Below are 22,479 nucleotides of genomic sequence, written 5' to 3'. Positions count from 1 at the left end.
GGGAGCTTGATATGGCCACTCATGTGCGGACGAAATCGCGATCAACCAACCACGGCGACGACTTGACTGCGTGGCATCGACGAAGGAGGGGCGGGAGCATTCCGATCATCGGTGCCTTGGCCCTGGGCCTGTTATTTGCCTCCGAATCGGCATTTGCCCAAGCCCCAGGGACTTGCACAGCCGTCAAGCGTGCGCACCCGAAGGGACCTCATTGCGTCCTCACGCAAAACCATTGCATCAAACCCAACAAGCCGCACATGAGGCTCACGGCAAACGGCTGCACCTGCGACTGCGCGCCGTAGCAGCAGTGAGCATTCCCGCGTTGTGAAGGAGCGTCCGTAAGGACGCTTCGGCGCCGCCTGAGTTGCTGTCTAGCTCCCTTGGTCGTCGGCTCGAGCGTTGGGCAATCCGATGTTGCGGTCCGTCTCCGACGACAATGGGCATTTCGAGGGGAGGGAGGAGGGGGCTATTCACCCGCTGCTCAAGCCGTGGTCAGGGCTGCCGATCTATTTGGGCTTGCCGGGACGCGTGCATCGCGCAACCATCGCGGTGCATCGCCCAACACGTCCAGCGAGTTCGTGCCATGACCAAACTCACCCGCTTCTCGGTCGCCCCTCTGCACACGATGACGCGGCGCCTCGCCGATGTCGCTTCGGGCCGCGTTGCGCCCGATCTCGTGATCACCGGCGCGCGCGTGCTTTCGACCTATTCGGAGCGCATCCACCCCTCGCGCGAACTGTGGATCACCGGCGGGCGGGTCGCGGCGGTGAAGCCGGCCGGTGCCCACAAGGCGCTCGGCAGCGGTTTCGCGCTCCATGACGCGGCCGGCGGCATCATCGCGCCGGGGCTGGTCGATCCGCACATCCACATCGAATCCTCGATGGTGACGGCCTGCGCCTATGCGGAGGCCGCGCTGCTCAACGGCACCACGACGATCTTCTGCGACAGCCACGAGATCGGCAACGTCATGGACGTCGCCGGCGTCGAGGCGATGCTGGAGGATGCGCGGCAGGCGCCGCTGTCGATCTTCCTCACCGTGCCCTCGACCGTGCCGGCGACCTCGGCGGCGCTGGAAACCGCGGGCGGCGACCTCACGCCGGACAAGATCGCCGGCCTGTTCGACCGCTGGCCCGAGGCGGTCGCGCTTGGCGAGAAGATGGATTTCGTGCCGGTCTGCATGGGCGACGAGCGCAGCCACGCCATCCTTGCGGCGGCTTTGCAGCGCGGACGGCCGGTGTCCGGGCATGTCTATGGCCGCGAATTCGTCGCCGCCTACGCCGCGAGCGGTGTCACCGACACGCATGAGGCGATCGACCGCGACATCGCCGATGATCTCCTGGATGCCGGCGTCTGGATCTTCCTGCGCGGTGGTCCGCCCACGACCCCGTGGCACAGCCTGCCGCAGGCGATCCGCACCATCACCGAGCTCGGCGCCTCGCATAAGCGCACGGCGGTGTGCACCGACGATCGCGATGCCGACGATCTCATGCTGTTTGGACTCGACTGGGTGGTGCGCGAGGCGGTGAAGGCGGGGATGTCGCCGGAGCAGGCGTGGTCGATGGGCTCGCTGCACGGCGCGACGCGCTTTGCGATGGATGGCGAGATCGGCGGCCTCGGCGGCGGCCGCCGCGCCGATCTGGTTTTGCTCGACGACGGCCTCAAGCCGCAATCGACCTGGTATGGCGGCGAGCTCGTCGTCGACAAGGGCAGGATCACGCCGCGTCTCGATCAGGCGCTGTCGCAGCGCTATCAGTATCCGAAGGCCGCCTATGCCACGGTGAAGCTGCCAGCAAAGATGACGCTGACGCCGGAGCTGCCGACCAAGGCGTGCACCGTGAATGCGATCAAGACGGCGCTGCCCGGCATCACGCTGATCCACGACAAGGTCGCGATCGAGCCGGCCAACGATTGGGAGACGCTGTTTGCGCGCTATGGTCTCTGCTTCGTCGCCGTGATCGAGCGCCACGGCAAATCGGCCGGCAATGTCGCGCATGGCCTCCTCAAGGATTTTGGCCTCAAGCGCGGCGCCGTCGCCTCCAGCGTCGGCCATGACAGCCACAACATCATCGTCGCCGGCACCAACGAGGCCGACATGCAGGCCGCCGTCGCCGCGATCGGCGCGCAGCAGGGCGGCGTCTGCGTCGTGGCCGACGGCAAGGTGCGGGCGATGGTTCCGTTGCCGATCGCCGGCCTGTTGTCGGACAAGCGTGTCACCGAGGTCGCCGAGGAGGTGAAGCTGCTCAAGACCGAGTGGGCCGAGGCCGGCTGCACCATTCCCTACATGGGCTTCAATTTGATTCCGCTATCGGTCATTCCGGAAATTCGTATCACCGACAAGGGCCTCGTGCTGGTGCCGCAGATGGAGCTTGCGCCGCTGTTCGAATAGCGTGCGCGAGGCCTCATCCTGTTAGGACATGTCAGCTGACTTCTGTCCTAACTAACTGAGGCCGCCGGTGTTTTGCCGAGCGTGCCGCATCGTGGGAAAAATCGACGAGTGAATTGAGATCGTAGCTGCCAGCAGCGAAGCTCGCGCATCAACCAGAGGGAGGCGCGAGATGGCGAAGATGCGGGCGATCGATGCTGCGGTGCGTATCTTGGAGAAGGAAGGCGTCACCTGCGCCTTCGGCGTTCCCGGAGCTGCAATCAACCCGCTCTATTCCGCGCTGCAGCGGCGCGGCTCGATCCGCCACATTCTCGCCCGCCACGTCGAGGGCGCCTCGCACATGGCCGAGGGCTACACCCGCGCCAAGGCCGGCAATATCGGCGTGTGCATTGGAACCTCAGGCCCCGCCGGCACCGACATGATCACCGGGCTCTACGCGGCCATCGCGGATTCGATTCCGATCCTCTGCATCACCGGCCAGGCGCCACGCGCGCGGCTCTACAAGGAGGATTTCCAGGCCGTCGACATCGAGCAGATCGCCAAGCCCGTCACCAAATGGGCAGTGACGGTGCGCGAGCCGGGGCTGGTACCGCGCGTGTTCAGCCAGGCCTTCCACATCATGCGCTCGGGCCGCCCGGGACCGGTGCTGATCGACCTGCCGCTCGACGTGCAGCTCGCCGAGATCGAGTTCGACGACGAGACCTATGCGCCGCTGCCGGTCTACAAGCCCGCCGCAACCCGCAAGCAGATCGAGAAGGCGCTTGAGATGCTCAACGCCGCCGAGCGCCCGCTGATCGTCGCCGGCGGCGGCGTCATCAATGCCGATGCCAGCGACCTGCTGGTCGCCTTCGCCGAGACCGTCAACGTGCCTGTCGTGCCGACCCTGATGGGTTGGGGCGCCATTCCCGACGATCATTTGCTGATGGCCGGCATGGTCGGCCTGCAGACCAGCCATCGCTACGGCAATGCCAACTTCCTCGAGTCCGATTTCGTCCTCGGCATCGGCAACCGCTGGGCCAACCGCCACACCGGATCGATCGAGACCTACACGAAAGGGCGCACCTTCGTGCATGTCGACATCGAGCCGACCCAGATCGGCCGCGTGTTCAATCCCGAGCTCGGCATCGTCTCGGATGCAAAGGCGGCGCTGGAGATGTTCCTCAGCGTCGCGCGCGAATGGCGCAAGGCGGGCAAACTGCGCGAGCGGCAGGCCTGGCCCGCGGCGTGCCAGGACCGCAAGCGGACCATGCTCCGGCGCAGCGATTTCGACCAGGTGCCGATCAAGCCGCAACGCGTCTATCACGAGATGAACAAGGCGTTCGGTCGCGACACCTGCTACATCAGCGTCATCGGCCTGTCGCAGATCGGCGGCGCCCAGTTCCTCAGCGTCCACCGCCCGCGCAACTGGATCAATGCGGGGCAGGCGGGGCCGCTCGGCTGGACCTTGCCGGCCGCGCTCGGCGTGCGCGTCGCGGATCCGAAGCGTGAGATCGTCGCGCTCTCGGGCGACTATGATTTCCAGTTCCTGATCGAGGAGCTCGCGGTCGGCGCCCAGTTCAACCTGCCTTACATCCATGTCGTCGTGAACAACGCCTATCTCGGCCTCATACGGCAGGCGCAGCGCGGCTTCTCGATGGACTATCAGGTCCAGCTGTCGTTCGAGAACATCAATGCGCCGGAGGTCGGCGGCTATGGCGTCGACCACGTCGCGGTCGCGCAGGGCCTCGGCTGCAAGGCGATCCGCGTCACCGACCCTCGCCAGGCGCAGGCTGCGTTCGCGACCGCGCGCGAATGGATGGCGGAATACCAGGTGCCTGTCGTGGTCGAGTTCGTGCTCGAACGCGTCACCAACATCGCGATGGGTACCGAGATCGACAACGTCGTGGAGTTCGAGGAGGTGCTCGACCTGCCGGTGGACGACACCCCGGCCGAGCCGCCGCGCACCTTGCTGCCGGCCTGATCGCAGCAACCGCTCTCATTCGAGGACCAATTCGAGGACCATGACATGCCGCGCTTTGCTGCCAATCTCACCATGCTCTTCAACGAGCTCCCGTTCATCGAGCGCTTCGCGGCTGCCAAGGCGGCCGGCTTCAGCGGTGTCGAGTATCTCTTCCCGTACGACTTCGACAAGGCGGAGCTGAGCGAGCAGCTGACGCGTCACGGGCTGACGCAGGTGCTGCACAATCTGCCCGCCGGCAACTGGGCCGCGGGCGAGCGCGGCATCGCGATCCTGCCGGATCGCGTCGACGAATTCCGCGACGGCGTTCGTCGCGCCATCGAATACGCGCGGGCGCTCGACTGCCGCCAGGTCAACTGCCTCGTCGGGATAGCGCCTGATGATGCCGACCCGCGCGAGCTCAACCAGGTGCTGGTCCGCAACCTGCGCTTTGCCGCAACCGCGCTGAAAGCGCAGGGGATCAAGCTCTTGATCGAGCCGATCAACACGCTCGACATTCCCGGCTTTGTCCTCAACCGCACGGCACAAGCGCTTCAGCTGATCTCGGAGGTCGAGTCCGACAATCTGTTCCTCCAGTACGACATTTACCACATGCAGATCATGGAGGGCGATCTCGCCCGCACCATGCAGAAGCATCTCGCCCGCATCGCGCACATCCAGCTCGCCGACAATCCGGGCCGCCACGAGCCCGGCACCGGCGAGATCAACTATGCGTTCCTGTTCCGGCATCTGGATGCGATCGGCTATCGCGGCTGGATCGGTTGTGAGTACAAGCCGCAGACGACGACGGTGGACGGGCTGGGCTGGCTGACCGATCGCGCGATCGTTCCCGCGAGCTGAGTTTACTACGTGCCATTCAGCCCGGGTTTGCTGCCGAGGAAGATGCCGCCGCTCCTGTCTCTTCACGCGAGGCTTATGGATTGCATCGAGCGCTACAGGATGGCGCAGCTTCAATGTTGTTGCGCGTGAGTTTCACTCACGCCTTAGCAGCCACGACAGATGCCGTGAATTTTTGTGTCAATCTTCTTCTGCTCGTCGACCCACTCAGCAGGCCATTGTCCGCCTGCCCAAGGCAACTGCTTCCTGTTGGCAAAGTTGATGGGTACCGTAAAGGTGAAGCTATCGTCGCTCATCTCTGCGGGCGGCTCCGGAAATGGTTCCGCTCGCTCAATCATACTTAGGGCCGCCGTATCGAGTAACTCGGAGCCGGCGCTTTCCACCAGTTCTCTGGAAATCAGTTTCCCCTGCCGATCAATGACAAACTTGACCTTGGCCGTGCCACTTTGACCGGCCGCCCCTGGCGGAAACGTTCTCTTGCTCACTAATAGTATTACAATCTTCTTTTTCCACGCTTCGCGAGCGCTTGCCTGAGCGCCGACACTTTCCGTTTGCGCATATGAGAAAGACGCCGAAGCCAGTAGCAGTACGAACACACCGGCCAGCGAAGGAATTCTCGCGTTCATAAGCGGATTCCATCACACGCGAAGATAATTCACAACCAAAAATTGCCGGTATGGCGCAGTTGCGCGAAGCGCCCGTCCCGTACGTCGCCAGCGTCGGCTGAAAAGGTCCGCGTTGGGCCAGGAGCGGCCGCGCGTTGTTCCTCAAACTGGGGCGTGCTTGCCAAGCTCGATCGTGCCAGCTATCGTCAACTCCAACATCAAGAGTTGGGCCGACGCCCAGCGCCAACCTGCTCCCCGAGCAAGGTGGCTTTCTTCCTTCGGAAGAAGATGTGGCCGGTCCGGCAACTAAACGGGACAAGCCACCACGGCGTCATGCGCTCCTCTCTTCGAAGAAGGGGACGAGAATGACTGTCGATAGAATCGAAATTGAGCCGGCCGATGCAAGGTCCCAGGACCTGATTAACCTCGTAACCGCGCTGGACGATTTCTTAAACAAGGTCTGCGGGGTGGAAAGGAATCACGGCTCTCCAATTGATCGGCTAGCGCACGACGACACGCAAATGTTTATCGCGCGGATTGCCGGACAAGCCGTTGGCTGTGCGGGGCTGCAGGTGTTCGCTGATGGTACCGGGGAGGTGAAGCGCATGTATGTCGTCACCGAGGTTCGTGCAACTGGAATAGGCAGCAGGCTCTTGACGCGCGTCGTGGAAGCGGCCCTGACCGCCAAGCTGCCGGTTCTGCGGCTGGAAACCACGGAATTTCTTCCCGATGCCCAGAGGCTCTATCGGGCGAAGGGGTTCGTTCCGTGCCCAGCGTATGGCGCTTACGTTTCCAACCCGATCAATTTGTACTTCGAGAGATGGCTGACGAAATGATGGTCGAGGGCGATGTGCCGACAAGGAATAGATGATCAAGTCTGCTTTTAGATTGCTCAAATCCCCATAGCGCTTGCCGCGCCACCCCGCTCAACATGCGCGGTTTCCTCCCTTGGAGGGTTTCGGACGCCGGCCGCCCGAATATGCCGCGCCGTCAATCATGCGGCCGGCATCCGAAACCCTTCACATAACCGGACATCGCTAAACGACATGATGGCGATCCCGGTCATCTATCCAACGGGTAAAATCGTTTCAAGAACCCGTCGATCTCGCTATCGGCTGCCTGCCAGCGTGCTCCACGTTCGCTTCTCAAGAGACAGAGGCCGAGAAGTTCTAGCGGGCCATCGGCAACAAGCTCAAGCGTCCCTTTCTTCGCGATCCAGTGCTCTTCACCGCCCTTATCGAGGCGGTCGACCGAATATCCGAGTTCAACAAGCGTGAGATACGCTGGGACTTCCGTATTGCCCGCTGCCGCAATAATTTCTTGCGCCATCTCATTTCCCCTACCGCGCGCGGATAGGCGTCCGAGCATCGCCTCGTTCACTGCAACCTTCCTTGCCCGCAGTCCGCGATGATCGCAATGGGTCAAATGCAGCCATTGAGGGCCTTGGTCGCCTGCTTCTGCTTCAGACCTGAAAGCGGGCTGTGCTCCCACCTGTTTGGACGGTTTGGGATGGGCTAGCCGCCGACATCTTTAGTGCGTCTTTTCATCTTCGAGTCTGATCATGATGTGCTGCGCCAAGCCGGAGTTCGAGGAGCCGCTGAGAAAATCTCCGGCCGCATGTCGGGCTGACGAACGGAGGGCCGTCCTGGGAGCGGACAACGGAGGAGGTTGCGAGCGATGATCACTGTGTTCGGAGAGGGCAGAGGCTTCCGTGTCGTCTGGTTGCTCGAAGAGATGGGGCTGCCGTACCGGCTTCGGGACGTGGATCTCCTGGCCGGGGTCGAGAACGACGCCGAGTTCCTGACGATCAATCCCGCCGGATTCATTCCGGCGATCCGCGATGGCGACGTCACGATGGTCGAGTCCGTTGCGATCATGGAATACATCTTGGGGCGGTATGGGCCGACAGCGCTGGCGCCCGCGGCACATGATGTTGCTTTTCCTGCCTATCAGCAGTTTCTCCACCTCGGTGAGGCGGGCCTCGCAGCCTCGCTTTATTTCGTTTCGGGAGCCCGGCACCTTGCGCCTGAAAGCGAGCGCAACAACTGGAGCGCGCGGCAGGCGATGGACGTGTTCACGACCCGATTGAGCCTGGTGACGCGACGGCTGGAGCGCGGGCCATACATGGCCGGCGATGCGTTCACCGCGGCGGACATTTCGGTGGGCTACGCGCTCGAGATGGCGCGGAAGAACGTCGGTGTGGTGTTCGGTGATGCGGAGCAAGCATACATGACCCGGCTGCGAGTCCGCGCCGGCTACCAGCGGGCGCTGGAGACGTGCCAGGCCACGCGGCGCTGGTGGACCAGCTAGGTTGCGGAACGAGAGAGGCGAGTAGGTCGCCGACAATGTCTTCAACAGACGAAACGATCATTTGCATTCGACCGTCGCTCCGCGGCAGATGACGAGTGCTGGAAACCCATCCGAGGTCACCGATGCCATCTGTTGCGACCGTGTTTGCGCAATCCTTCTTCCACGGCACGCGCGCCGATCTGCGGCCGGGCGACCTGATCGCTGTCGGGTATCCGTCCAACTTCACCGAGGCGGAGCCGATGTCCTGGGTCTACTTCACGGCGACGCTGGATGCGGCGATCTGGGGCGCCGAGTTGGCTGCCGGTGACGGACGGGGACGGATCTACGTCGTCGAGCCCACAGGTCCGTTCGTTGACGACCCGAACCTGACGGACAAGAAGTTCCCGGGGAATCCGACGCGGTCTCATCGATCCCGCGCGCCGCTGCGCGTCATTGCCGAGGTCGTTCATTGGCAGGGGCACGCGCCGGATGTGGTGAGGCAGATGAAGGAGGGCGTTGCGCGCGCAATGACCGAAGGGCCGGGCATCATCGACTGAACGGCGCGGCGGCATCGCACTGCCGTCGATCCGTCGCGCCCGATGGCTGTTTGCGGATGCTGCGACGCGCTCGCCACGCGGCGCCCTCCGTCCAGAACATCGAAAAAGTCCGGTGGCAAGGTGCGTTCGAACTGGTGTCGACGCACGAAATCTCCTCCTCATGAGCCGAGCCTATCGCCGAGAGGCGAGGGTTGGACTTGGCGTCCATGATTGATCGGGGGCGCCGCTCGGCAGCGTCGCTCGCCTTTCGGCGACGGCATGGTTGAAGAGTTCGAGGACCAAGCCGAATGCCGCCAAGTCCTCTGGTTCGATGGCTCCATCGTCATAGCCCTTGAGTGTCTCGGCGATGATCCCGTCGACCTCTCGTTGCCAGCTCAGCAGATCGTGTTCCGAGCCGGCATTGCGCACCTCCGAAACCACCGCAAGAATGCGGTTGCGGCCGCTGGTGTCGTCCTCCAGTTCATCCCGGTTCAGATAGCGGCGCAGCCATTCGGCGGCCGAACCGATGCCGGAAAGTACGAGCAAGGCGAACCAGAAATAGTCGCTGTACTTGTCCAGAAAGGTTCGCTCCGTGCCGTTGATCACCGCCGCGGCGCCTCGATGTACGGAAGGCTCGGTTTCCTTCTCGGTATCGGGCTTCATGATGTGCGAAGCGCCGGCGAGGCCTTGCGTGATCGTGTCGCGGACCGCGAAAAGCTGCCGGTAGAAGGCCGCCGCCTTGGCTTCGGAAAGCCCCTTCCTGGCGAGGATCAGGTGATTGACGCTGATCGTGTCGACCTTGTCCTCCGGCCAGGCCGGTTTCGCGTTGAAGACGCTGGCTGGAATTTCCTCGGCCTCGTAGCGCGGATGCTTCAGGGCAATGGCCTCCGATGCTTCGATCGGAAGAAACGTGGGTGCTCCGCGTGCCCGGGAGGTCGCGGTGATCGCGTCCACCGTGATCTTGCTGTCGAGCGGACCGACGGCGAGATACGCATCGAGGGTGGGGTCTTGCGCAAGCTTCTCGATCTCGTCTGTCCCGAATTGAGCCGTGGCAACCTTATCGGGCTGCACGCCGGAGCCCTCCAGAATGGTCTGGAGCACTGCGACGTTTGCTCCGGTCCGCCCGATGATGCCGACCTTGTGACCTGCCAGATGGGCGATATCTGCGATCTTGCCGCTGGCCTTCTGCTTGGGCTCGTTGCCGCGTCGCCCGGAGGGCGACCACAGCACGACATAGTTCTTGCGCAGGACCGCCAGTGTTTGCGCATCGGGCGGCATGCCGAGGTCGCCGCGGCCGACCGCCAGATCGGTTTTGTCGGCGGCCAGCAGGGCCAGGGATTCAGCCGCTCCGCCGGTCGTGATCGGGGAGAGCCGGACGGTCCTGCTTTCCTCACCGAAGGCGTCGGCCATCGCCTGGACCACCTTGTGGTCGTCGCTCCCCGCCGGTCCGACGGCGATCCGGAGAGTCTCGGGCTGCAAGACGTAGAACAGGCCAGCCGCGGCGGCGCCAAAGGCGACAAATCCCAGAGCCAGCACGATCAGCAGCCTTCGCTGACGGCGATCGTGAGCACTCCTGACCACATCGGACGATGACATCAGCGGACCCTCTGAGAAAACGCGTGGCGGCTCCAAGCGCACTGGAACTTGGGCGAACCGGTGTCAACCCGGAATGTTCCGCCGGCTGGATCGGGTACAGGGAACTTGGGGTCGACCTCTTCGATGTGCAAATGTCCGGTGCGCCATGGACCAGCAAGCTGTGGATGAAGCCCCCGCAACGGTGCTCTCAGAGAACAGACGTTTCTTGCGTCCAGTCGGAAGGTCCGCCGCCTCGGGCCGCAAGCAGACATGACCATCGCGCGTCTTTCGAAGCGATCATTTCATGGCTTATCAATCTGCGGTCAATATGATTGGAGCTTGATAGAGGAGTTGGAATGAAGCCCAGCCGATCATCTCAGCCGTGCCTTATGATTCTACGCATCTTGGTCATGGGTCTCGGGCTTCTCCACCCGCACCGGGCGACGGCCGCTGACGAGCTGCAATATTTCCACGACTGCGTGAAGCACGAACTGCCCGCGGCTTTGCGCCGCTTCGTCATCGCAAATGGTCCAGACAGACTGAACCGCGCGGAGGACAGTGCAAGAACTGACATTGTTAATGACCTGTTTTCGGCCTGTCGGCAGAGCGCATTGGATAGCGCGCACCGCGCAGATGAGCGGTCCTACGTTGACGAGGCCGTAGGATCATTCTTCAAGGAGATCCCCTGGATCGTCGAACTGCAGCACCGGACGGAGCAGCTCTTGAAGACGGATCCAGATAAGGCGTTCGAAGAGCAAGCTGTGCGCGCCTATTCCTTCTGTCTCGAGGGTACTGCTCGGCGGTTGGCTCAAACGTCCGAAGATCCTATCGACACGATTGAGCAAGGGGCACTCGTAGGATGCAGCAGAAACAGACAAGTTGTCTTCGATACATATTCAAGTCATGGAAAGTCCTTTGCTCCAGTGGAGATGAAGGCTTTGGAGAAGGAGTTTCATGATAAAGTGTCTGCCATCGTGACAAAAATCAGGAACGATGTGCGTAAGACAAAGCAGCAGTAGCTGTGTCTGCTGTCGTCATTGATTTCAACGTCTTTGGAAACGTCAGAGTTGAGCTCGTGCCGCGGCCTTCTTTCGTGCTCGTCGGGCAAATCACTGATGGGACTTGGCATGCGCCGTCCCATTTCGCGGTCGGATCGCCGAAGGTGTGTCCTTGAATCGATTCGAAAATCGCTAACTTGCTCAATCAGATGTCATCGATCGCCGTTGAGGAAGTGAGAATAGATGTTTCTTTTTTACAGAAATCATGCATGATGCACCCATCCTGTCTCGCCGAGAGGGGCGTTGCGCGCGATCGTCACGACACGTGAGGCAGGGATGCGGTGGCCGTGTTGTGTCGCAGCGTGCGCTTGGCGCATGTGGACGAACGATGCATCACGGACGCGAAGTCGTGTGGTCCTGGCCTCCCGGTGCCGAGGTCAAGCGCGCGACGAGGGCACTGCCCTCGCGCGGGCGACGGGGTCAATCAGCCGGTCCCCGAGGAGAGCTCGAAGGAAGCGTTAAGACCGCCGCGCAGGGAATGCCGGTTGATCGGCTGAACCTGTGGTACCTGCCGCCTGCATTCTTTTCGCAGGCGGGCCATGGGTGAGGCCTTCACCCGGCATTCCCTGCGCCCTCTCGATTCATCGAAGGGCGGTCGATCGCAGGACTCGGGCGTGATCAGCCGCGAGAGTGCGAACCTGCGCGCAGTTGTTTGAAACGTGGATAGCGACTGAGCAATCTCTCCATCATCTCCGACGATGGTGAAGGGTTCGAGGTTTGGTTCCGGTGGCATGATGAAGTTTCGGCCATTTGGAACCGGAACTGCAGGCGATCCCTTGGTGTTGATCGGCATCTCGAAAGCACTGGAGGAGAGACAATGATGAGAACCCGTCTTGCCGTTTCGCTGATCGCCACCTCGCTGCTGGCGTCGACCGCTGCGTTCGCACAGTCCACGACCGTCGAAGGTGCCGCCAATGGCGCTGCGGCCGGCGGCGCCGTTGCCGGTCCGGTCGGCGCCATGGTGGGTGGCACGGTCGGCGCCGCCGTCGGTGCGGGCCTGGAAATTCCGAACGCGGTGATCAACTCGATCGAGGCCGAGCGCGCGCCGTCGGTGGTCGTCCATGAGCGCGTCGTGGTCGGCGAGCCGCTGCCCGCCACCGTCGAGCTGCGCCCGGTGCCGCGCTACACCGAGTATCGCTACGCCGTCGTGAACGATCGCCGCGTGATCGTCGATCCGCGCACGCGCCGCGTCATCAAGATCATCGAGTGATCTGACGTTCTGACGGACAGGGGCCTCGTCGCATCAGCGGCGGGGCCTCTCGTCATGCGGTCTGCGTGCGGATCTGTCGGATGAGCCAGTCGATGGCCGCGGACAGGCCGAATCCGAGGCAGGCGGCCGCGGCGTCGACGATGAAGTCTTCCAGCCGCGCGTGACGTCCCGGCGCCAGGAACTGCGAGAGTTCGAGTGCACCGATCAGGATCACCGCAATCCCGGTGGTCAGCAGCCGATGACTGCGATAGGCGAGGCCGAAGGCAAGGCCGATCAGGATGAAGGCGAGGGCGTGTTCGCCGTCCTGTCCCAGGTGCGAATGTGGCCTATAGTTGGGCGGGCCCAGCGTTGCGAAGGCAACGGCTGCGGCGAGCAGCCAGGCCGAGAGGCGAATGACGATCATCATGGACGCTGCTTAGCACGTTCCGGGCCACGAACCGGGGTCACGGTCGCTTGAGGCACCGGTTTAGTTAACGTGGCTCGGAAGCCGGAACATGGCCTTCTCATCGTACCGCGAACAGCTTTCGTCCGGCGCCTCAGATCGGCTGCCGGACTCCCAGACCCTGCATGAAGCGCTCGCGGATCTGTGCCGGATCGCGCCTGGTGGCGCCCACACCGGGCCTATCGTCGATCTTCGCCGCGATCAGCACCGGGCCGGGCGCCTCGAGCGCAAGAGCGATCAAGCGTTCGAAATCTTCCTCGTCTGCGGCCCAATGGCTGGCGCCAATGCCGCAGCCGGCGGCAATGGCGACAATGTCGGCCTGCCGGGCCGAGGTCGGCTGGTTTCCGGTGATCTGGTAGACGCCATTGTCCATGACGATGATGGCCAAATTCTTCGGCGCCAGCGTGGCAATCGTGGTCAGGCAGCCCAGTTGCATCAGCAGCGAGCCGTCGCCTTCGAGCGCAAACACAGGGCGTTGCGGCTGCGCCAGCGCGACGCCGAGCGCGATCGGGCAGGCCAGCCCCATGCTGCCGAGCATGTAGAAATTCTGCGGCCGCGGGCCCGCCGCCCACAGATCGAAATTGGTGTTGCCGATGCCGCCGATCACCGCTTCCTCGTGCGTCAGCCGCGCGACCAGCCGGCAGGTGAGGTCGTAGCGGTTCATGATCTTGGTGTTGCTGTGAGGGGCGCTCATGCGAACACCTTTCCGCCGGTGAGCAAAGGCGAGAGGATGAGCGCCACCGGCGCCTGGGTCGCCACCGCCTGCTTGATCGAGCGGTCGACGACGAATTCGAGCTCGTCGAGCCGCGTCATGGTGTGGTGCTCCATGGCCAGCGCATCGAGCACCGGCCGCATGGTTCGGCACACCAGCGACTGGCCGACATTGAACTCGCCCAGCGTGCCGCGCTCGGACACGATCATGATCAGCGGGATCTGGCAGGGCACGATCAGCGAGGCCAGCACGTTGGGCAAGGTCGCGAAGCCCGATGTCTGCATCAACAGCGCGCCGCGCCGGCCGCCCATCCAGGCCCCAGTGAGAATGCCGACCGCTTCCTCCTCGCGCGCCGTCGCAAAGGTCGTGAAGAACGGATCGTCGTGCAGGTTCTGGATCAGCGGCGTCAGCACCCGGTCGGGAACGTAGGGGATGAGGTCGACGGCGTTGTGCTTGAACGTCTGCAGCACGATCTCGTGCCAATTCGGCACAGCGGTTGCTGATCGCGCCGCATCGGCATCGGCGGCCATTGCTGTTCCTCCGGTCGTTCCTGATGGGGGCCCGGCGCACGGGGCTTGGCGCTGAGCTTGACGGCACCGGAACGATTGTCAACATGCCGGCCCGGCCGGTCAGGCATCCGCCTTTCAAGTCCGAAATCAAGAACCAAGAAACCAGGAGGTCGGCTGTTCATGGCCGCGAATTCCAAGCGCGTCTTCTACGTCAAATACCTGGCCCACCCGATCTTCAGCGAGCTGCTCGCCGCGCGCCCCGACGTCCGGCTCGACCGGCTGGAGAACGAGAGCTCCGAGGCCGAGACGGCGCCGATCCTCGCGGCGGCTCACGCCTACCAGATCGGGGCGGCCCGCGACGAGCTCGCGCCGCGCTTCCACGTCGATGCAGACCTGCTGCGCCGCGCCCCAAACCTCCTCGTCGTGTCCAGCAACGGGGCCGGATACGACCCGGTCGACGTCGACGCCTGCACCGAAGCCGGCGTCCTCGTCGTGAATCAGTCCGGCGGCAACGCCCATTCGGTGGCGGAGCACACGCTCGGCATGATGCTGACCCTGTCGAAGCGCATCATCCAGTCCGACCGCCGGCTGCGCCGGGAGCGCGACGTCAACCGCAACGATCTGATCGGCAACGAGGTGCAGGGGCGGACGATCGGCATCGTCGGGCTTGGCAATGTCGGCCGCCGGGTTGCCGAGCTGTGCCGCGGCATCCTCGGCATGACGGTGCTGGCCTATGATCCGTATCTCTCGTCCGAGGAGATCGCCGCACGCGGCGCGGAGAAGGTGGAACTCCATGACCTGATGCGGAGCTCGGATTTCGTCTCGATCAACTGCCCGCTGACGAAGGAAAGCCGCGGCATGATCGGTGCCCGCGAGTTCGCGCTGATGCAGCCTAGCGCCTATTTCGTCACCACCGCCCGCGGCTTCATCCATGACGAGGAGGCGCTGTTCGCCGCGCTCAGCGAAAAGCGCATCACCGGCGCCGGGCTCGACGTCTGGGCCAAGGAACCGCCGCCGCCGGACCATCCGCTGCTGCAGCTCGACAACGTGCTGGCGAGCCCGCACACCGCCGGCGTGACGCGGGAGGCGCGGCAGAACATGGGCCGGATCGCGGCCGAGCAACTGCTCGCCGCGCTCGACGGCGGCCGGCCGCCGCGCCTGATCAATCCCGAGGCCTGGCCGCGCTACAGCGCTCGTTTCCGCGAGGCGTTCGGAGTGACGCCCTCGTAGCCAGGAGAGAAGAGATTGCGGGGAGAAGATTTCGTGCGTCGCAAGCTGCGACGCAGCAAAAAATCTTCTCTCCAGGGCGGCTTCGGCGAAGCGGACATTGCTATTTTCGGAGCCGTCTCGACAGCCCAGTGGTGGCTGATCATTTTTCCAGGGGCGCCATGAGCTTAGGCCACGTTTTTCGCTCGGCGCGGAAGGGAAATTGGTCTGATGCGCCGGTTGAACGCCATCCTGAAGTCGACCCACGGCCGCGTCCGTCGCGCCGTCTCGGAGTTCGTCGCGATCGCCGCCGCGAGCCTGCCTTCGGTGGGCGCCTGAGCGCCGGTTCCACCGCTGCGTCAAATATTTGCATCGGCCGCTTGATATCGGTGAACAGCGGGAGGAGAAGCGCGGTAACATCACCTTCGAGCACTGCGTGAGAGGCAGGAGGTTGCATGTCGCGCTATGTCATCCATTTCATGAAGGACGTGCTGGGCGAGAATGGCCGCCAGTGCGAGATATGCCAGAGCACGTTGGAGGTTGAGGCCGACAGCGAAGGCGAAGCCGCAGAAATCGCAAAGTCCAGGTTCTGTAAACAGCAGGAGGTGCGCGACTGGTCGCTGCATGCCGACCGCATTGAGGTGAAGGCGGCCGACTTTCCGTCCTGACGTGCGGCTCAGCGGCCCAGCCCAGCCGGTGCATCGCTGGCCCCGGGGCCAAGCGAGCGCTGCACCATCACCGTGTCGCACCAGCGGCCGTAACGGTAGGCTACTCCCGGCAGCAGCCCCACCCTGACGAACCCGAAGCGCTCATGAATGCCGAGCGAGGCGACGTTGTCGGCGTCGATATAGCCGATCATCTGGCGATATCCGGCCGCGGCGGAAGCATCGATCAGCGCCTGCATCAGCAGCCCGCCGACACCACGGCCGAGATGCTCATGGTGGACATAGATCGAATGCTTGACCGCGAACCGATAGGCCGGCCGCTTCCTGAACAGGACGACATAGGCATAGCCCACGACTTCGCCGCGGAATGTCGCGACCAGATGCGGCAACCGATGATTTCGCAGATTCTTGCGCCGCTGCTTGAGGTCGTCCGGCTCGGGCGCCCCGGAACCGGCGGCGCTGTCCTCGACTCCGCGGCGGACATGCCGCCGGTAGATCGAGAGCATGGCCTCGACATCCTCGTCGCGTGACGGCCTGACGAGGACCGGCGGCTCGGTGTCGCGAGCCGTGATCGCGCTGTCCATGGTTCGAATTACTCTGCGCAGACATAGGTATGGAGCCGGATCCGGCCAGCTTCGTCGATCTCCTTGTACAGCCCCTGGATCTCGACGTCGAAGCCGGGATAGGTGTTGAACGCCCGCTCGAACATCTTGAGGTAATCGATCATCGGCTTGGCGCGGTCGGATAGCCGCTCGCCCGGAACGATGGTGGCGATGCCCGGCGGATAGACCACGAAGGGGGTCGTCGCAATGCGGTCGGAGATGCGATCGATCGGCAGGTAGTCGACCTCGTTGCGCATCAGCGCACGCGCCGCCTCGCGTGGCGACATCGCGATCTCCGGCATGTGCTGCGGCTGGAACTGTTTCGCCTGCAGCGCGCTCACCTCGGCGTCGCGGTAGAAGCGGTGCATCTCGGCGCAGAGGTCGCGCAGCCGCAGCTTGCCGTAACGCGCAAAGCGCTTGCGGGTGAACTCCGGAATGGCGTCCTCCAGAAGCACGTTGTCATCGTGGAGCCGCTTGAAGGCGACCAGGCCACTGATCAGGGTTCCCGCCTTGCTCGCCTCGACCCCCGGCGTCAGCAGGAACAGCAGCGAGTTGAGATCGTTCTTCTCCGCCACGATGCGGTTCTCGCGCAGATATTGCGCGACGATCGGAGCCGGGATGCCGTGATCGGCATAGCCGCCGGTGGCGCGATCGAAGCCCGGGGTCAGCAGGGTCAGCTTGTTCGGATCGGTCATCGCGAAGCCGGGGGCGAGATCCGGAAAGCCGTGCCATGCCGCGCCCGGCGTGAGCTGCCACAGCGCGGTATCGGTCGCGAGCTGGTCGGTCGAGATCGCCTCCCAGGCCACGTCATGGCTAGCCCCGGGATTGGCCGCATCGGGGATCGACACCCGGTCCGGCACGAACGGCTCGAAGAACCAGCGCCGCGCCGGATCCTTCTCCTTCTCCTCGAATTCCCGGCGCATCGCCCTGATCTTCTTGCGCAATTCGATTCCGAGCCGGATCGTGTCGTCCCACAGCACCTCGCCGGAGCGGCCCTTCATCATCTGCGCGCCGACGTCCAGCGAGGCGAACAGCGGATAGAACGGCGAGGTCGAGGCGTGCTGCATGAAGCTTTCGTTGAAGCGGCGATGCTCGACCCGCCGCCGCTGGCCCTTGATGTGGCGGTCCTTGACGTGGATCTGCGAGGCCTGGGAGAAGCTCGCGAGCTGCTTGTGGGTCGATTGCGTGGCGATGATGCCGGGGGCGTCGGGTCCGAGCTCGCCGAGGCCCATGGCGAAGCGGCCGGCGTAGAGCGGGTGGAATTTCATGAAGCCCGCCCAGGCCTCGTCGAACATGATGTAGTCGCAGAGATGCCCGATCCGCTTCAGGATCATCTCGGCGCTGTGGATCGTGCCGTCATAGGTGCACTCCTCGACCACCGCGACGCGGAACGGCCGCTCCTTGCGCCAGGCGTCGGGGTCCTTGACCAGCGGGTTGTCGCGGATCTGCTGTCGCAGATGCTCTTCGTCCAGCAGATCCCAGCGCATCGGGCCGATCAGGCCCCAGGGGTTGCGAACCGTTGGGATGTAGATCGGGACGCCGCCCGAAATCAGCAGCGCGCCGTGATGAGCGGCCTTGTGGTTGTTGCGATCGAACAGCACGAGGTCGCCGTCGGTGACCAGGGCCCCCAGCACGACCTTGTTGGAGGTCGAGGTACCGTTGAGGACGAAATAGGTCTTCTCGGCGCCGAAGATCTGCGCGGCTTCCTTCTGCGCGCGCAGCGCCGGCCCCTCATGGGTCAGGAGATCGCCGAGATCGAGCACGGAATTGTCGAGATCGTCGCGGAACACGGCCTCGCCGAGATGCTCGACGAAGACCCGGCCGATCGGGCTGCGGCTATAGAACACGCCGCCATTGTGCCCGGGGCAGGTCCAGAGCTGGTTGCCTTCCTCGGCGTAGTCGACCAGCGCGCCGAAGAATGGCGTCTTCAGTGTCTCGGCATATTGCTTCAGCCGGCTGACCAGGTTCTTGGCGATGAAGGCTGGAGTCTCCTCCGACAGGAACACGTAGCCGTCGATGAAGTCGAGCACCTCGACCGGCAGATCCTCGAACCGCTTGCGGCGGATCAGGAGGATGATCGGGAAGTCCAGTCCGCGACGGCGCATCAGGTTGATCAGCGACGCCGTCTTGCCTTCCAGGCCCTTCTTGCCCCAATCGACGACCATGCAGCCGATCGCGGCATCCGTCTGCACGGCGATCTCGGCGTCCTCCAGCTTGCGGGCGCGCACCACCTCGAAGCCCGAGCGCTGGATCTCCTCGATGATCTGGTTGAAGCGGAGCCCCGCAAGGTCGTCGGTCTCGAACACGGGCGCGGCGAACAGGAAGGTGAAGCGGCGGAAGTATTCCATGAGAGTCTTTCGGGCTGGGTGGGCAGCCACCTGTCGTCACGTTCGATGACGCTTCGATGACAATAGGGCGCCTCACGGAGCTTGTCTCGGTCGCCTCGCAGTGGCAATCGTCCCGAACCCGAGTGATGCTGAAAGGATCCGTGGTGCTTCCCGAATGGATCAGCCTTGATTGTGTGGCGCCGTCCGAGCTCCATCGGCAGGCGGCGCTGGAACGCCAGGCCCAGTTGACCAAGCCGATTGGCGCCCTTGGGCGATTGGAGCAGGTGGCGGTCGAGCTGGCGGCGCTGCAGGCGTTGGAGCGGCCGGGGGCCGATCGGGTCCCGGTGGTGCTGTTCGCGGGGGACCATGGCATCGCGGCGCGGGGCGTGTCGGCGTATCCGCCGGAAGTGACGGTGCAGATGCTGCACAACTTCGCGGCCGGTGGCGCAGCGATCTCGGTGCTGGCGCGCAACCTCGGCTGTCCGCTGGAGGTGGTCGACGTCGGCACGCTGGCGAGCGAGCCGGTGCCCGGCGTGATCGTCGACAAGCCGCGGCGCGGCACGCGCGACTTCAGCACCGAGGCGGCGCTGACGCTGGAGGAGGTCGCGTTTGCGGCCGAAGCCGGACGGCGCGCGGTGGTGCGGCAGGCCGATCACGCGCCGCAACTCGTGATCTTCGGCGAGATGGGGATCGGCAACACGACATCGGCGGCAGCGATTGCCGCCGCGCTGCTGTCATGCGCGCCCGCGGACATCGTCGGCAGCGGCACCGGGCTCGACGCCGACGGACGGGCCAGGAAGGCTGCGGTGATTGCCGATGCGTTGGGGCGACACGGGCTCACGACGGGAGCGGCCGTCGCGGACGTCCTGGCCGCCGTCGGCGGTTTCGAGATCATTGCGATGGCCGGCGCGATCGTCGCCGCCGCGCAGCGGCGCTGGCCGGTGCTGGTCGACGGCTTCATCGTCTCTGTCGCGGCGCTGGCCGCCGTCCGCCTCAATCCCTCCTGCCGTCCGTGGCTGCTGTTCTCGCATCGCTCGGCCGAGCGCGGCCACGCCATCGTGCTCGACGCGCTCGGTGCCCGTCCGCTGATCGACCTCGATCTGCGGCTTGGCGAGGCCTCGGGCGCCGCCACTGCGCTGCCGATCATTCGGTTGGCCTGCGCGCTCCACGGGGGCATGGCCACCTTTGCGGAGGCCGCCGTCTCGGGAGCCAAGTCCTGATGCGGATCGATCTGCTGCGGCACGGGACGACAGGACGGGACGGCTATCTCGACGGCCGTACCGACCCGCCGCTCAGCGACCTCGGCTGGGATCAATTCCGGCGGCAGACGCGGAGCCTGATCTGGCACAGCGTCGTCAGCTCGCCGTTGGCGCGCGCACGTGCGGCAGCGGAGGATTATGCCCGGCAGACCAACTGTGCGCTGGACATCGATGCGGATTGGAGCGAGCTCGATTTCGGACGCTGGGACGGGCGGACGCATCGCGACATCGCCGCGGAGCCCGGAGGCGAAGCCTTGCTCGACACCTTCCATGCCGATGCTGAGGTCCGGGCGCCGGGCGGTGAGAGCTGGTCCGATTTGCAGGCGCGAGTGGCGCGCGCAACACATCATATCCTTGTCCGGCCCGAGCCTGCGCCGGTTCTCGTGGTGACCCATGGCGGCGCCATACGCGCAGCGCTCTCGCATCTGCTCGGCTGGCCGCTGCACCAGCTGTGGAGCTTACGCATTCGCCCTGGTACGCGGATCACGCTCGAAGCCGGGCAGGGCGATGATGGTGTACCTTGGGGCGAAATCGTCGAGATCATCCAGCCATGATGCTTCGTGAATTCTGGATCGCATTGCAATTCCTGACACGGCTGCCGACACCGCGGGTCGCTGAGTTACGACCGGACGATCTGGCGCGGGCGTCGGTCTGGTTTCCGGCAGCCGGACTGGTGATTGGCGCCTGTCTGGCGCTGGTCGCCCGCCTTTTTCATGATGCCGATCCGTGGATCGTCGCGCTGACCGTGCTGGTCGCCTGGATCGGGATCACCGGCGCGCTGCATCTCGATGGGCTCGGCGACGTCGCCGATGCGTTCGGCGCCTCGCATGGCAAGCCGGAGCGCTTCATCGCCGTGCTTGGCGATCCCCACGCCGGCAGCTTCGCTGTCGTCGCGATATCCCTGCAGATCGCCGCGAAGCTGGTGCTGATCGCCGAGCTGGCGACGGGGCCGACGGCCTGGGCGCTCGTGCTGATCCCGGCCTGGGCGCGCTGGGGAACGCTGGTGTGCAACAAGACGCTGCTTTCGCTGAAGCCGGGGCTGGGGGCGAGCATCTCCAACAGCGTCGGCTGGAACGTCATCGTCGCCTGGGGCGGCGGACTCGCGATCGGTGCGCTCGCCGGCGCGGTACCGACGCTGGTTGCGATTGGTCTCGTTCCGGCGGTCGCGTTCTACTGGCAATGGCGGCTCGGCGGCATCACCGGCGATTGCCATGGCGCCAGCATCGAGGTCACGGAAACGCTGCTGCTTGCCGCCTGCGTGCTCGGTTAGAAGGCATCGCCGAGCGCCGGCGCCAGCCGGTGCCACTCGGACGCATTGCCCGGCAGGCCGAAGCGCAGCCAGCTCGGCTGAGCCGGAAAGCGCCGGACGTGGATGCCGTGCCGGGCGAGCCGCTCGGCGATGTCAGGCGCGTTCGGCGATGTGATCAGCCTGAACAGCGGCGTGCCGCCGATGACCGCGCAGCCGGCCTTGCTCAGAAGATCGTCGATGCGCTGACAGTCGTTCGCCAGCCGCGCGCGTGTCTGCTCCAGCCAAGCAGCGTCGGCCAAGGCCGTCGTTCCGATCGCGAGCGCAGGTCCGGATACGGCCCAAGGCCCGAGCTCGTCGCGGAGTCGGCGGACGACGTCAGCGGAGCCGATCGCGAAACCGAGGCGGACGCCGGCAAGGCCGTAGGTCTTGCCGAACGAGCGCAGCACGATCGTCGCCGGCGGCAGGTCGGCTGCGAGGCTGGCGTCGGCGGGACAAAGATCGATGAATGCTTCGTCGACGATCAGCAGGCCGTCGCGCCGGCGCAAGGTCGCGGCCAATCCGACCAGCACATCGCGGGGCAGCAGGCGGCCGGTGGGATTGTTGGGATTCACGACGACGGCAACATCGGCATCGGCGAGCGCATCGATATCATCGACCAGACCGACGCGATGCCCACAGCGGCGCCAGCACAGCGCATGCTCCTCGTAGGTCGGGGCGAGCACGGCAACCCTCGAGCGCGGGCGCAGCCGCGGCAGGATCTGCAACAGCGCCTGCGTGCCGGGCGCGGCAACGATCATTTCGGGCCCCGCCACGCCATAGCGCGCAGCAGCCGCTGCGCGCAGCGCGTCGTCTTCGGCTTGGGCCGGCAAGCGCGCCCAACTTGCGGGCGGGATGGTCGGCACCGGGTAGGCTATGGGATTGATGCCGGTCGACAGATCGATCCACGGCCGCGGCGCATCCGGGTAGCGACGGCTGATCGCAGCGAGATCGCCGCCGTGAAGGATCGCTTCCGGCTGGTCAGCGCGCGTGCTAGTCGCTCTGTCGTCCATGTCTGTCCT

23 protein-coding genes and 1 riboswitch are annotated in these 22,479 nt (G+C 64.6%); of the genes, 14 read left to right on the top strand and 9 right to left on the bottom strand.

The annotated features are described in order from the left end of the window. The first annotated feature begins 583 nt into the window (after nucleotides 1-583). From QX135_RS18150 to hyi, 3 genes are all read left to right on the top strand, one after another. On the top strand, nucleotides 584-2,386 hold the full coding sequence (locus QX135_RS18150; RefSeq protein ID WP_316162656.1) for an adenine deaminase: 1,803 nt from the start codon (nucleotides 584-586) through the stop codon (nucleotides 2,384-2,386). Between the two features lie 169 nt (nucleotides 2,387-2,555). Continuing rightward, nucleotides 2,556-4,343: a glyoxylate carboligase gene (gene gcl, locus QX135_RS18145; RefSeq protein ID WP_316162654.1), complete on the top strand. Its 1,788-nt coding sequence runs from the start codon at nucleotides 2,556-2,558 to the stop codon at nucleotides 4,341-4,343. 45 nt (nucleotides 4,344-4,388) lie between these two features. After that, nucleotides 4,389-5,180, top strand: a complete 792-nt coding sequence (gene hyi, locus QX135_RS18140) for a hydroxypyruvate isomerase (protein ID WP_316162652.1) — start codon at nucleotides 4,389-4,391, stop codon at nucleotides 5,178-5,180. Nucleotides 5,181-5,323: 143 nt separating this feature from the next. Here the strand turns inward: hyi and QX135_RS18135 are convergent, their stop codons facing one another. After that, nucleotides 5,324-5,803 carry an energy transducer TonB gene (locus QX135_RS18135; protein ID WP_316179271.1) on the bottom strand — a complete coding sequence of 160 codons (480 nt, stop codon included), beginning with the start codon at nucleotides 5,801-5,803 and terminating at the stop codon, nucleotides 5,324-5,326. A gap of 189 nt (nucleotides 5,804-5,992) precedes the next feature. Beyond that, nucleotides 5,993-6,102: riboswitch (SAM-I-IV-variant riboswitch) on the top strand. Between the two features lie 45 nt (nucleotides 6,103-6,147). Between QX135_RS18135 and QX135_RS18130 the strand changes: the two genes are divergently transcribed. Beyond that, nucleotides 6,148-6,618, top strand: coding sequence for a GNAT family N-acetyltransferase (locus tag QX135_RS18130; RefSeq protein WP_315739799.1), 471 nt, complete (start codon nucleotides 6,148-6,150; stop codon nucleotides 6,616-6,618). Between the two features lie 226 nt (nucleotides 6,619-6,844). Here the strand turns inward: QX135_RS18130 and QX135_RS18125 are convergent, their stop codons facing one another. Further along, complete coding sequence (locus tag QX135_RS18125; RefSeq protein ID WP_316162650.1) at nucleotides 6,845-7,162, bottom strand: hypothetical protein; 318 nt, start codon at nucleotides 7,160-7,162, stop codon at nucleotides 6,845-6,847. A gap of 297 nt (nucleotides 7,163-7,459) precedes the next feature. On the opposite strand from QX135_RS18125, the gene QX135_RS18120 reads away from it, so the two are divergent. Both QX135_RS18120 and arr read left to right on the top strand, forming a co-directional pair. Continuing rightward, a complete protein-coding gene (locus QX135_RS18120) occupies nucleotides 7,460-8,092 on the top strand; it encodes a glutathione S-transferase family protein (protein ID WP_316162648.1) in 633 nt (210 codons plus the stop codon). A 122-nt stretch (nucleotides 8,093-8,214) separates the two neighbouring features. Further along, complete coding sequence (arr, locus tag QX135_RS18115; protein WP_316162646.1) at nucleotides 8,215-8,628, top strand: NAD(+)--rifampin ADP-ribosyltransferase; 414 nt, start codon at nucleotides 8,215-8,217, stop codon at nucleotides 8,626-8,628. A 171-nt stretch (nucleotides 8,629-8,799) separates the two neighbouring features. Here the strand turns inward: arr and QX135_RS18110 are convergent, their stop codons facing one another. Then, nucleotides 8,800-10,203: an ABC transporter substrate-binding protein gene (locus QX135_RS18110; protein WP_316179275.1), complete on the bottom strand. Its 1,404-nt coding sequence runs from the start codon at nucleotides 10,201-10,203 to the stop codon at nucleotides 8,800-8,802. A 389-nt stretch (nucleotides 10,204-10,592) separates the two neighbouring features. Between QX135_RS18110 and QX135_RS18105 the strand changes: the two genes are divergently transcribed. Next, nucleotides 10,593-11,201, top strand: coding sequence for a hypothetical protein (locus QX135_RS18105; RefSeq protein WP_316186401.1), 609 nt, complete (start codon nucleotides 10,593-10,595; stop codon nucleotides 11,199-11,201). 859 nt (nucleotides 11,202-12,060) lie between these two features. Continuing rightward, a complete protein-coding gene (locus QX135_RS18100) occupies nucleotides 12,061-12,450 on the top strand; it encodes a DUF1236 domain-containing protein (protein WP_315718467.1) in 390 nt (129 codons plus the stop codon). A gap of 52 nt (nucleotides 12,451-12,502) precedes the next feature. Here QX135_RS18100 and QX135_RS18095 read toward each other — a convergent pair whose 3' ends face one another. From QX135_RS18095 to QX135_RS18085, 3 genes are all read right to left on the bottom strand, one after another. Continuing rightward, nucleotides 12,503-12,856, bottom strand: coding sequence for a VanZ family protein (locus QX135_RS18095; protein WP_315739787.1), 354 nt, complete (start codon nucleotides 12,854-12,856; stop codon nucleotides 12,503-12,505). Between the two features lie 130 nt (nucleotides 12,857-12,986). After that, entirely contained in the window at nucleotides 12,987-13,586 is a 600-nt protein-coding gene (locus QX135_RS18090) for a thiamine pyrophosphate-dependent enzyme (protein ID WP_316179279.1), read from the bottom strand. After that, nucleotides 13,583-14,134 carry a thiamine pyrophosphate-binding protein gene (locus QX135_RS18085; RefSeq protein ID WP_316179281.1) on the bottom strand — a complete coding sequence of 184 codons (552 nt, stop codon included), beginning with the start codon at nucleotides 14,132-14,134 and terminating at the stop codon, nucleotides 13,583-13,585. The genes QX135_RS18090 and QX135_RS18085 overlap by 4 nt, the downstream gene beginning before the upstream one ends. 159 nt (nucleotides 14,135-14,293) lie before the next feature. On the opposite strand from QX135_RS18085, the gene QX135_RS18080 reads away from it, so the two are divergent. The 3 genes from QX135_RS18080 (at nucleotide 14,294) to QX135_RS18070 (ending at nucleotide 15,987) form a co-directional block, all read left to right on the top strand. Beyond that, the gene (locus QX135_RS18080; protein ID WP_316179284.1) at nucleotides 14,294-15,343 is read left to right on the top strand and encodes a hydroxyacid dehydrogenase; all 1,050 of its coding nucleotides are present in this window, start codon (nucleotides 14,294-14,296) and stop codon (nucleotides 15,341-15,343) included. Between the two features lie 33 nt (nucleotides 15,344-15,376). Further along, nucleotides 15,377-15,505: a hypothetical protein gene (locus QX135_RS18075; RefSeq protein ID WP_316179286.1), complete on the top strand. Its 129-nt coding sequence runs from the start codon at nucleotides 15,377-15,379 to the stop codon at nucleotides 15,503-15,505. Nucleotides 15,506-15,774: 269 nt separating this feature from the next. Next, a complete protein-coding gene (locus QX135_RS18070) occupies nucleotides 15,775-15,987 on the top strand; it encodes a hypothetical protein (protein ID WP_315739782.1) in 213 nt (70 codons plus the stop codon). A gap of 8 nt (nucleotides 15,988-15,995) precedes the next feature. On the opposite strand, the gene QX135_RS18065 is transcribed toward QX135_RS18070, so the two are convergent. Together QX135_RS18065 and QX135_RS18060 are read right to left on the bottom strand one after the other, a co-directional pair. Beyond that, complete coding sequence (locus tag QX135_RS18065; RefSeq protein ID WP_316162632.1) at nucleotides 15,996-16,568, bottom strand: N-acetyltransferase family protein; 573 nt, start codon at nucleotides 16,566-16,568, stop codon at nucleotides 15,996-15,998. Nucleotides 16,569-16,576: 8 nt separating this feature from the next. Then, nucleotides 16,577-18,934 carry an Orn/Lys/Arg decarboxylase N-terminal domain-containing protein gene (locus tag QX135_RS18060; protein WP_316179288.1) on the bottom strand — a complete coding sequence of 786 codons (2,358 nt, stop codon included), beginning with the start codon at nucleotides 18,932-18,934 and terminating at the stop codon, nucleotides 16,577-16,579. A 143-nt stretch (nucleotides 18,935-19,077) separates the two neighbouring features. On the opposite strand from QX135_RS18060, the gene cobT reads away from it, so the two are divergent. Genes cobT through cobS form a run of 3 tightly spaced genes read left to right on the top strand, consistent with a single transcriptional unit; the run spans nucleotide 19,078 to nucleotide 21,442 of the window. Further along, nucleotides 19,078-20,133 (top strand): nicotinate-nucleotide--dimethylbenzimidazole phosphoribosyltransferase, encoded by a 1,056-nt coding sequence (gene cobT / locus QX135_RS18055; RefSeq protein WP_315786280.1) that lies wholly within the window; start codon nucleotides 19,078-19,080, stop codon nucleotides 20,131-20,133. Continuing rightward, nucleotides 20,133-20,726, top strand: coding sequence for a histidine phosphatase family protein (locus QX135_RS18050; RefSeq protein WP_315786185.1), 594 nt, complete (start codon nucleotides 20,133-20,135; stop codon nucleotides 20,724-20,726). Before cobT ends, QX135_RS18050 begins: the two co-directional genes overlap by 1 nt. Then, nucleotides 20,723-21,442 (top strand): adenosylcobinamide-GDP ribazoletransferase, encoded by a 720-nt coding sequence (cobS, locus tag QX135_RS18045; protein WP_315739776.1) that lies wholly within the window; start codon nucleotides 20,723-20,725, stop codon nucleotides 21,440-21,442. The genes QX135_RS18050 and cobS overlap by 4 nt, the downstream gene beginning before the upstream one ends. On the opposite strand, the gene cobD is transcribed toward cobS, so the two are convergent. Continuing rightward, nucleotides 21,439-22,470, bottom strand: a complete 1,032-nt coding sequence (gene cobD / locus QX135_RS18040; protein WP_316179290.1) for a threonine-phosphate decarboxylase CobD — start codon at nucleotides 22,468-22,470, stop codon at nucleotides 21,439-21,441. The two genes, cobS and cobD, sit on opposite strands and share 4 nt — an antisense overlap. Nucleotides 22,471-22,479: the final 9 nt, after the last annotated feature.

Source organism: Bradyrhizobium sp. SZCCHNR1098 (genome assembly GCF_032489375.1).
GTDB lineage: Bacteria > Pseudomonadota > Alphaproteobacteria > Rhizobiales > Xanthobacteraceae > Bradyrhizobium.
This window is presented reverse-complemented; position numbering and strand designations above follow the sequence as displayed.

What these genes read in the sequence shown, in the direction of transcription:
- QX135_RS18110 (WP_316179275.1), bottom strand. Translation starts at nt 10,203, where the DNA reads ATGTCATCGTCCGATGTGGTCAGGAGTGCTCACGATCGCCGTCAGCGA.
- QX135_RS18105 (WP_316186401.1), top strand. Translation starts at nt 10,593, where the DNA reads ATGGGTCTCGGGCTTCTCCACCCGCACCGGGCGACGGCCGCTGACGAG.
- hyi (WP_316162652.1), top strand. Translation starts at nt 4,389, where the DNA reads ATGCCGCGCTTTGCTGCCAATCTCACCATGCTCTTCAACGAGCTCCCG.
- cobS (WP_315739776.1), top strand. Translation starts at nt 20,723, where the DNA reads ATGATGCTTCGTGAATTCTGGATCGCATTGCAATTCCTGACACGGCTG.
- QX135_RS18085 (WP_316179281.1), bottom strand. Translation starts at nt 14,134, where the DNA reads ATGGCCGCCGATGCCGATGCGGCGCGATCAGCAACCGCTGTGCCGAAT.
- QX135_RS18135 (WP_316179271.1), bottom strand. Translation starts at nt 5,803, where the DNA reads ATGAACGCGAGAATTCCTTCGCTGGCCGGTGTGTTCGTACTGCTACTG.
- QX135_RS18050 (WP_315786185.1), top strand. Translation starts at nt 20,133, where the DNA reads ATGCGGATCGATCTGCTGCGGCACGGGACGACAGGACGGGACGGCTAT.
- QX135_RS18130 (WP_315739799.1), top strand. Translation starts at nt 6,148, where the DNA reads ATGACTGTCGATAGAATCGAAATTGAGCCGGCCGATGCAAGGTCCCAG.
- QX135_RS18095 (WP_315739787.1), bottom strand. Translation starts at nt 12,856, where the DNA reads ATGATGATCGTCATTCGCCTCTCGGCCTGGCTGCTCGCCGCAGCCGTT.
- QX135_RS18150 (WP_316162656.1), top strand. Translation starts at nt 584, where the DNA reads ATGACCAAACTCACCCGCTTCTCGGTCGCCCCTCTGCACACGATGACG.
- QX135_RS18065 (WP_316162632.1), bottom strand. Translation starts at nt 16,568, where the DNA reads ATGGACAGCGCGATCACGGCTCGCGACACCGAGCCGCCGGTCCTCGTC.
- QX135_RS18120 (WP_316162648.1), top strand. Translation starts at nt 7,460, where the DNA reads ATGATCACTGTGTTCGGAGAGGGCAGAGGCTTCCGTGTCGTCTGGTTG.
- QX135_RS18090 (WP_316179279.1), bottom strand. Translation starts at nt 13,586, where the DNA reads ATGAGCGCCCCTCACAGCAACACCAAGATCATGAACCGCTACGACCTC.
- cobD (WP_316179290.1), bottom strand. Translation starts at nt 22,470, where the DNA reads ATGGACGACAGAGCGACTAGCACGCGCGCTGACCAGCCGGAAGCGATC.
- QX135_RS18070 (WP_315739782.1), top strand. Translation starts at nt 15,775, where the DNA reads ATGTCGCGCTATGTCATCCATTTCATGAAGGACGTGCTGGGCGAGAAT.
- QX135_RS18060 (WP_316179288.1), bottom strand. Translation starts at nt 18,934, where the DNA reads ATGGAATACTTCCGCCGCTTCACCTTCCTGTTCGCCGCGCCCGTGTTC.
- QX135_RS18080 (WP_316179284.1), top strand. Translation starts at nt 14,294, where the DNA reads ATGGCCGCGAATTCCAAGCGCGTCTTCTACGTCAAATACCTGGCCCAC.
- gcl (WP_316162654.1), top strand. Translation starts at nt 2,556, where the DNA reads ATGGCGAAGATGCGGGCGATCGATGCTGCGGTGCGTATCTTGGAGAAG.
- arr (WP_316162646.1), top strand. Translation starts at nt 8,215, where the DNA reads ATGCCATCTGTTGCGACCGTGTTTGCGCAATCCTTCTTCCACGGCACG.
- QX135_RS18100 (WP_315718467.1), top strand. Translation starts at nt 12,061, where the DNA reads ATGAGAACCCGTCTTGCCGTTTCGCTGATCGCCACCTCGCTGCTGGCG.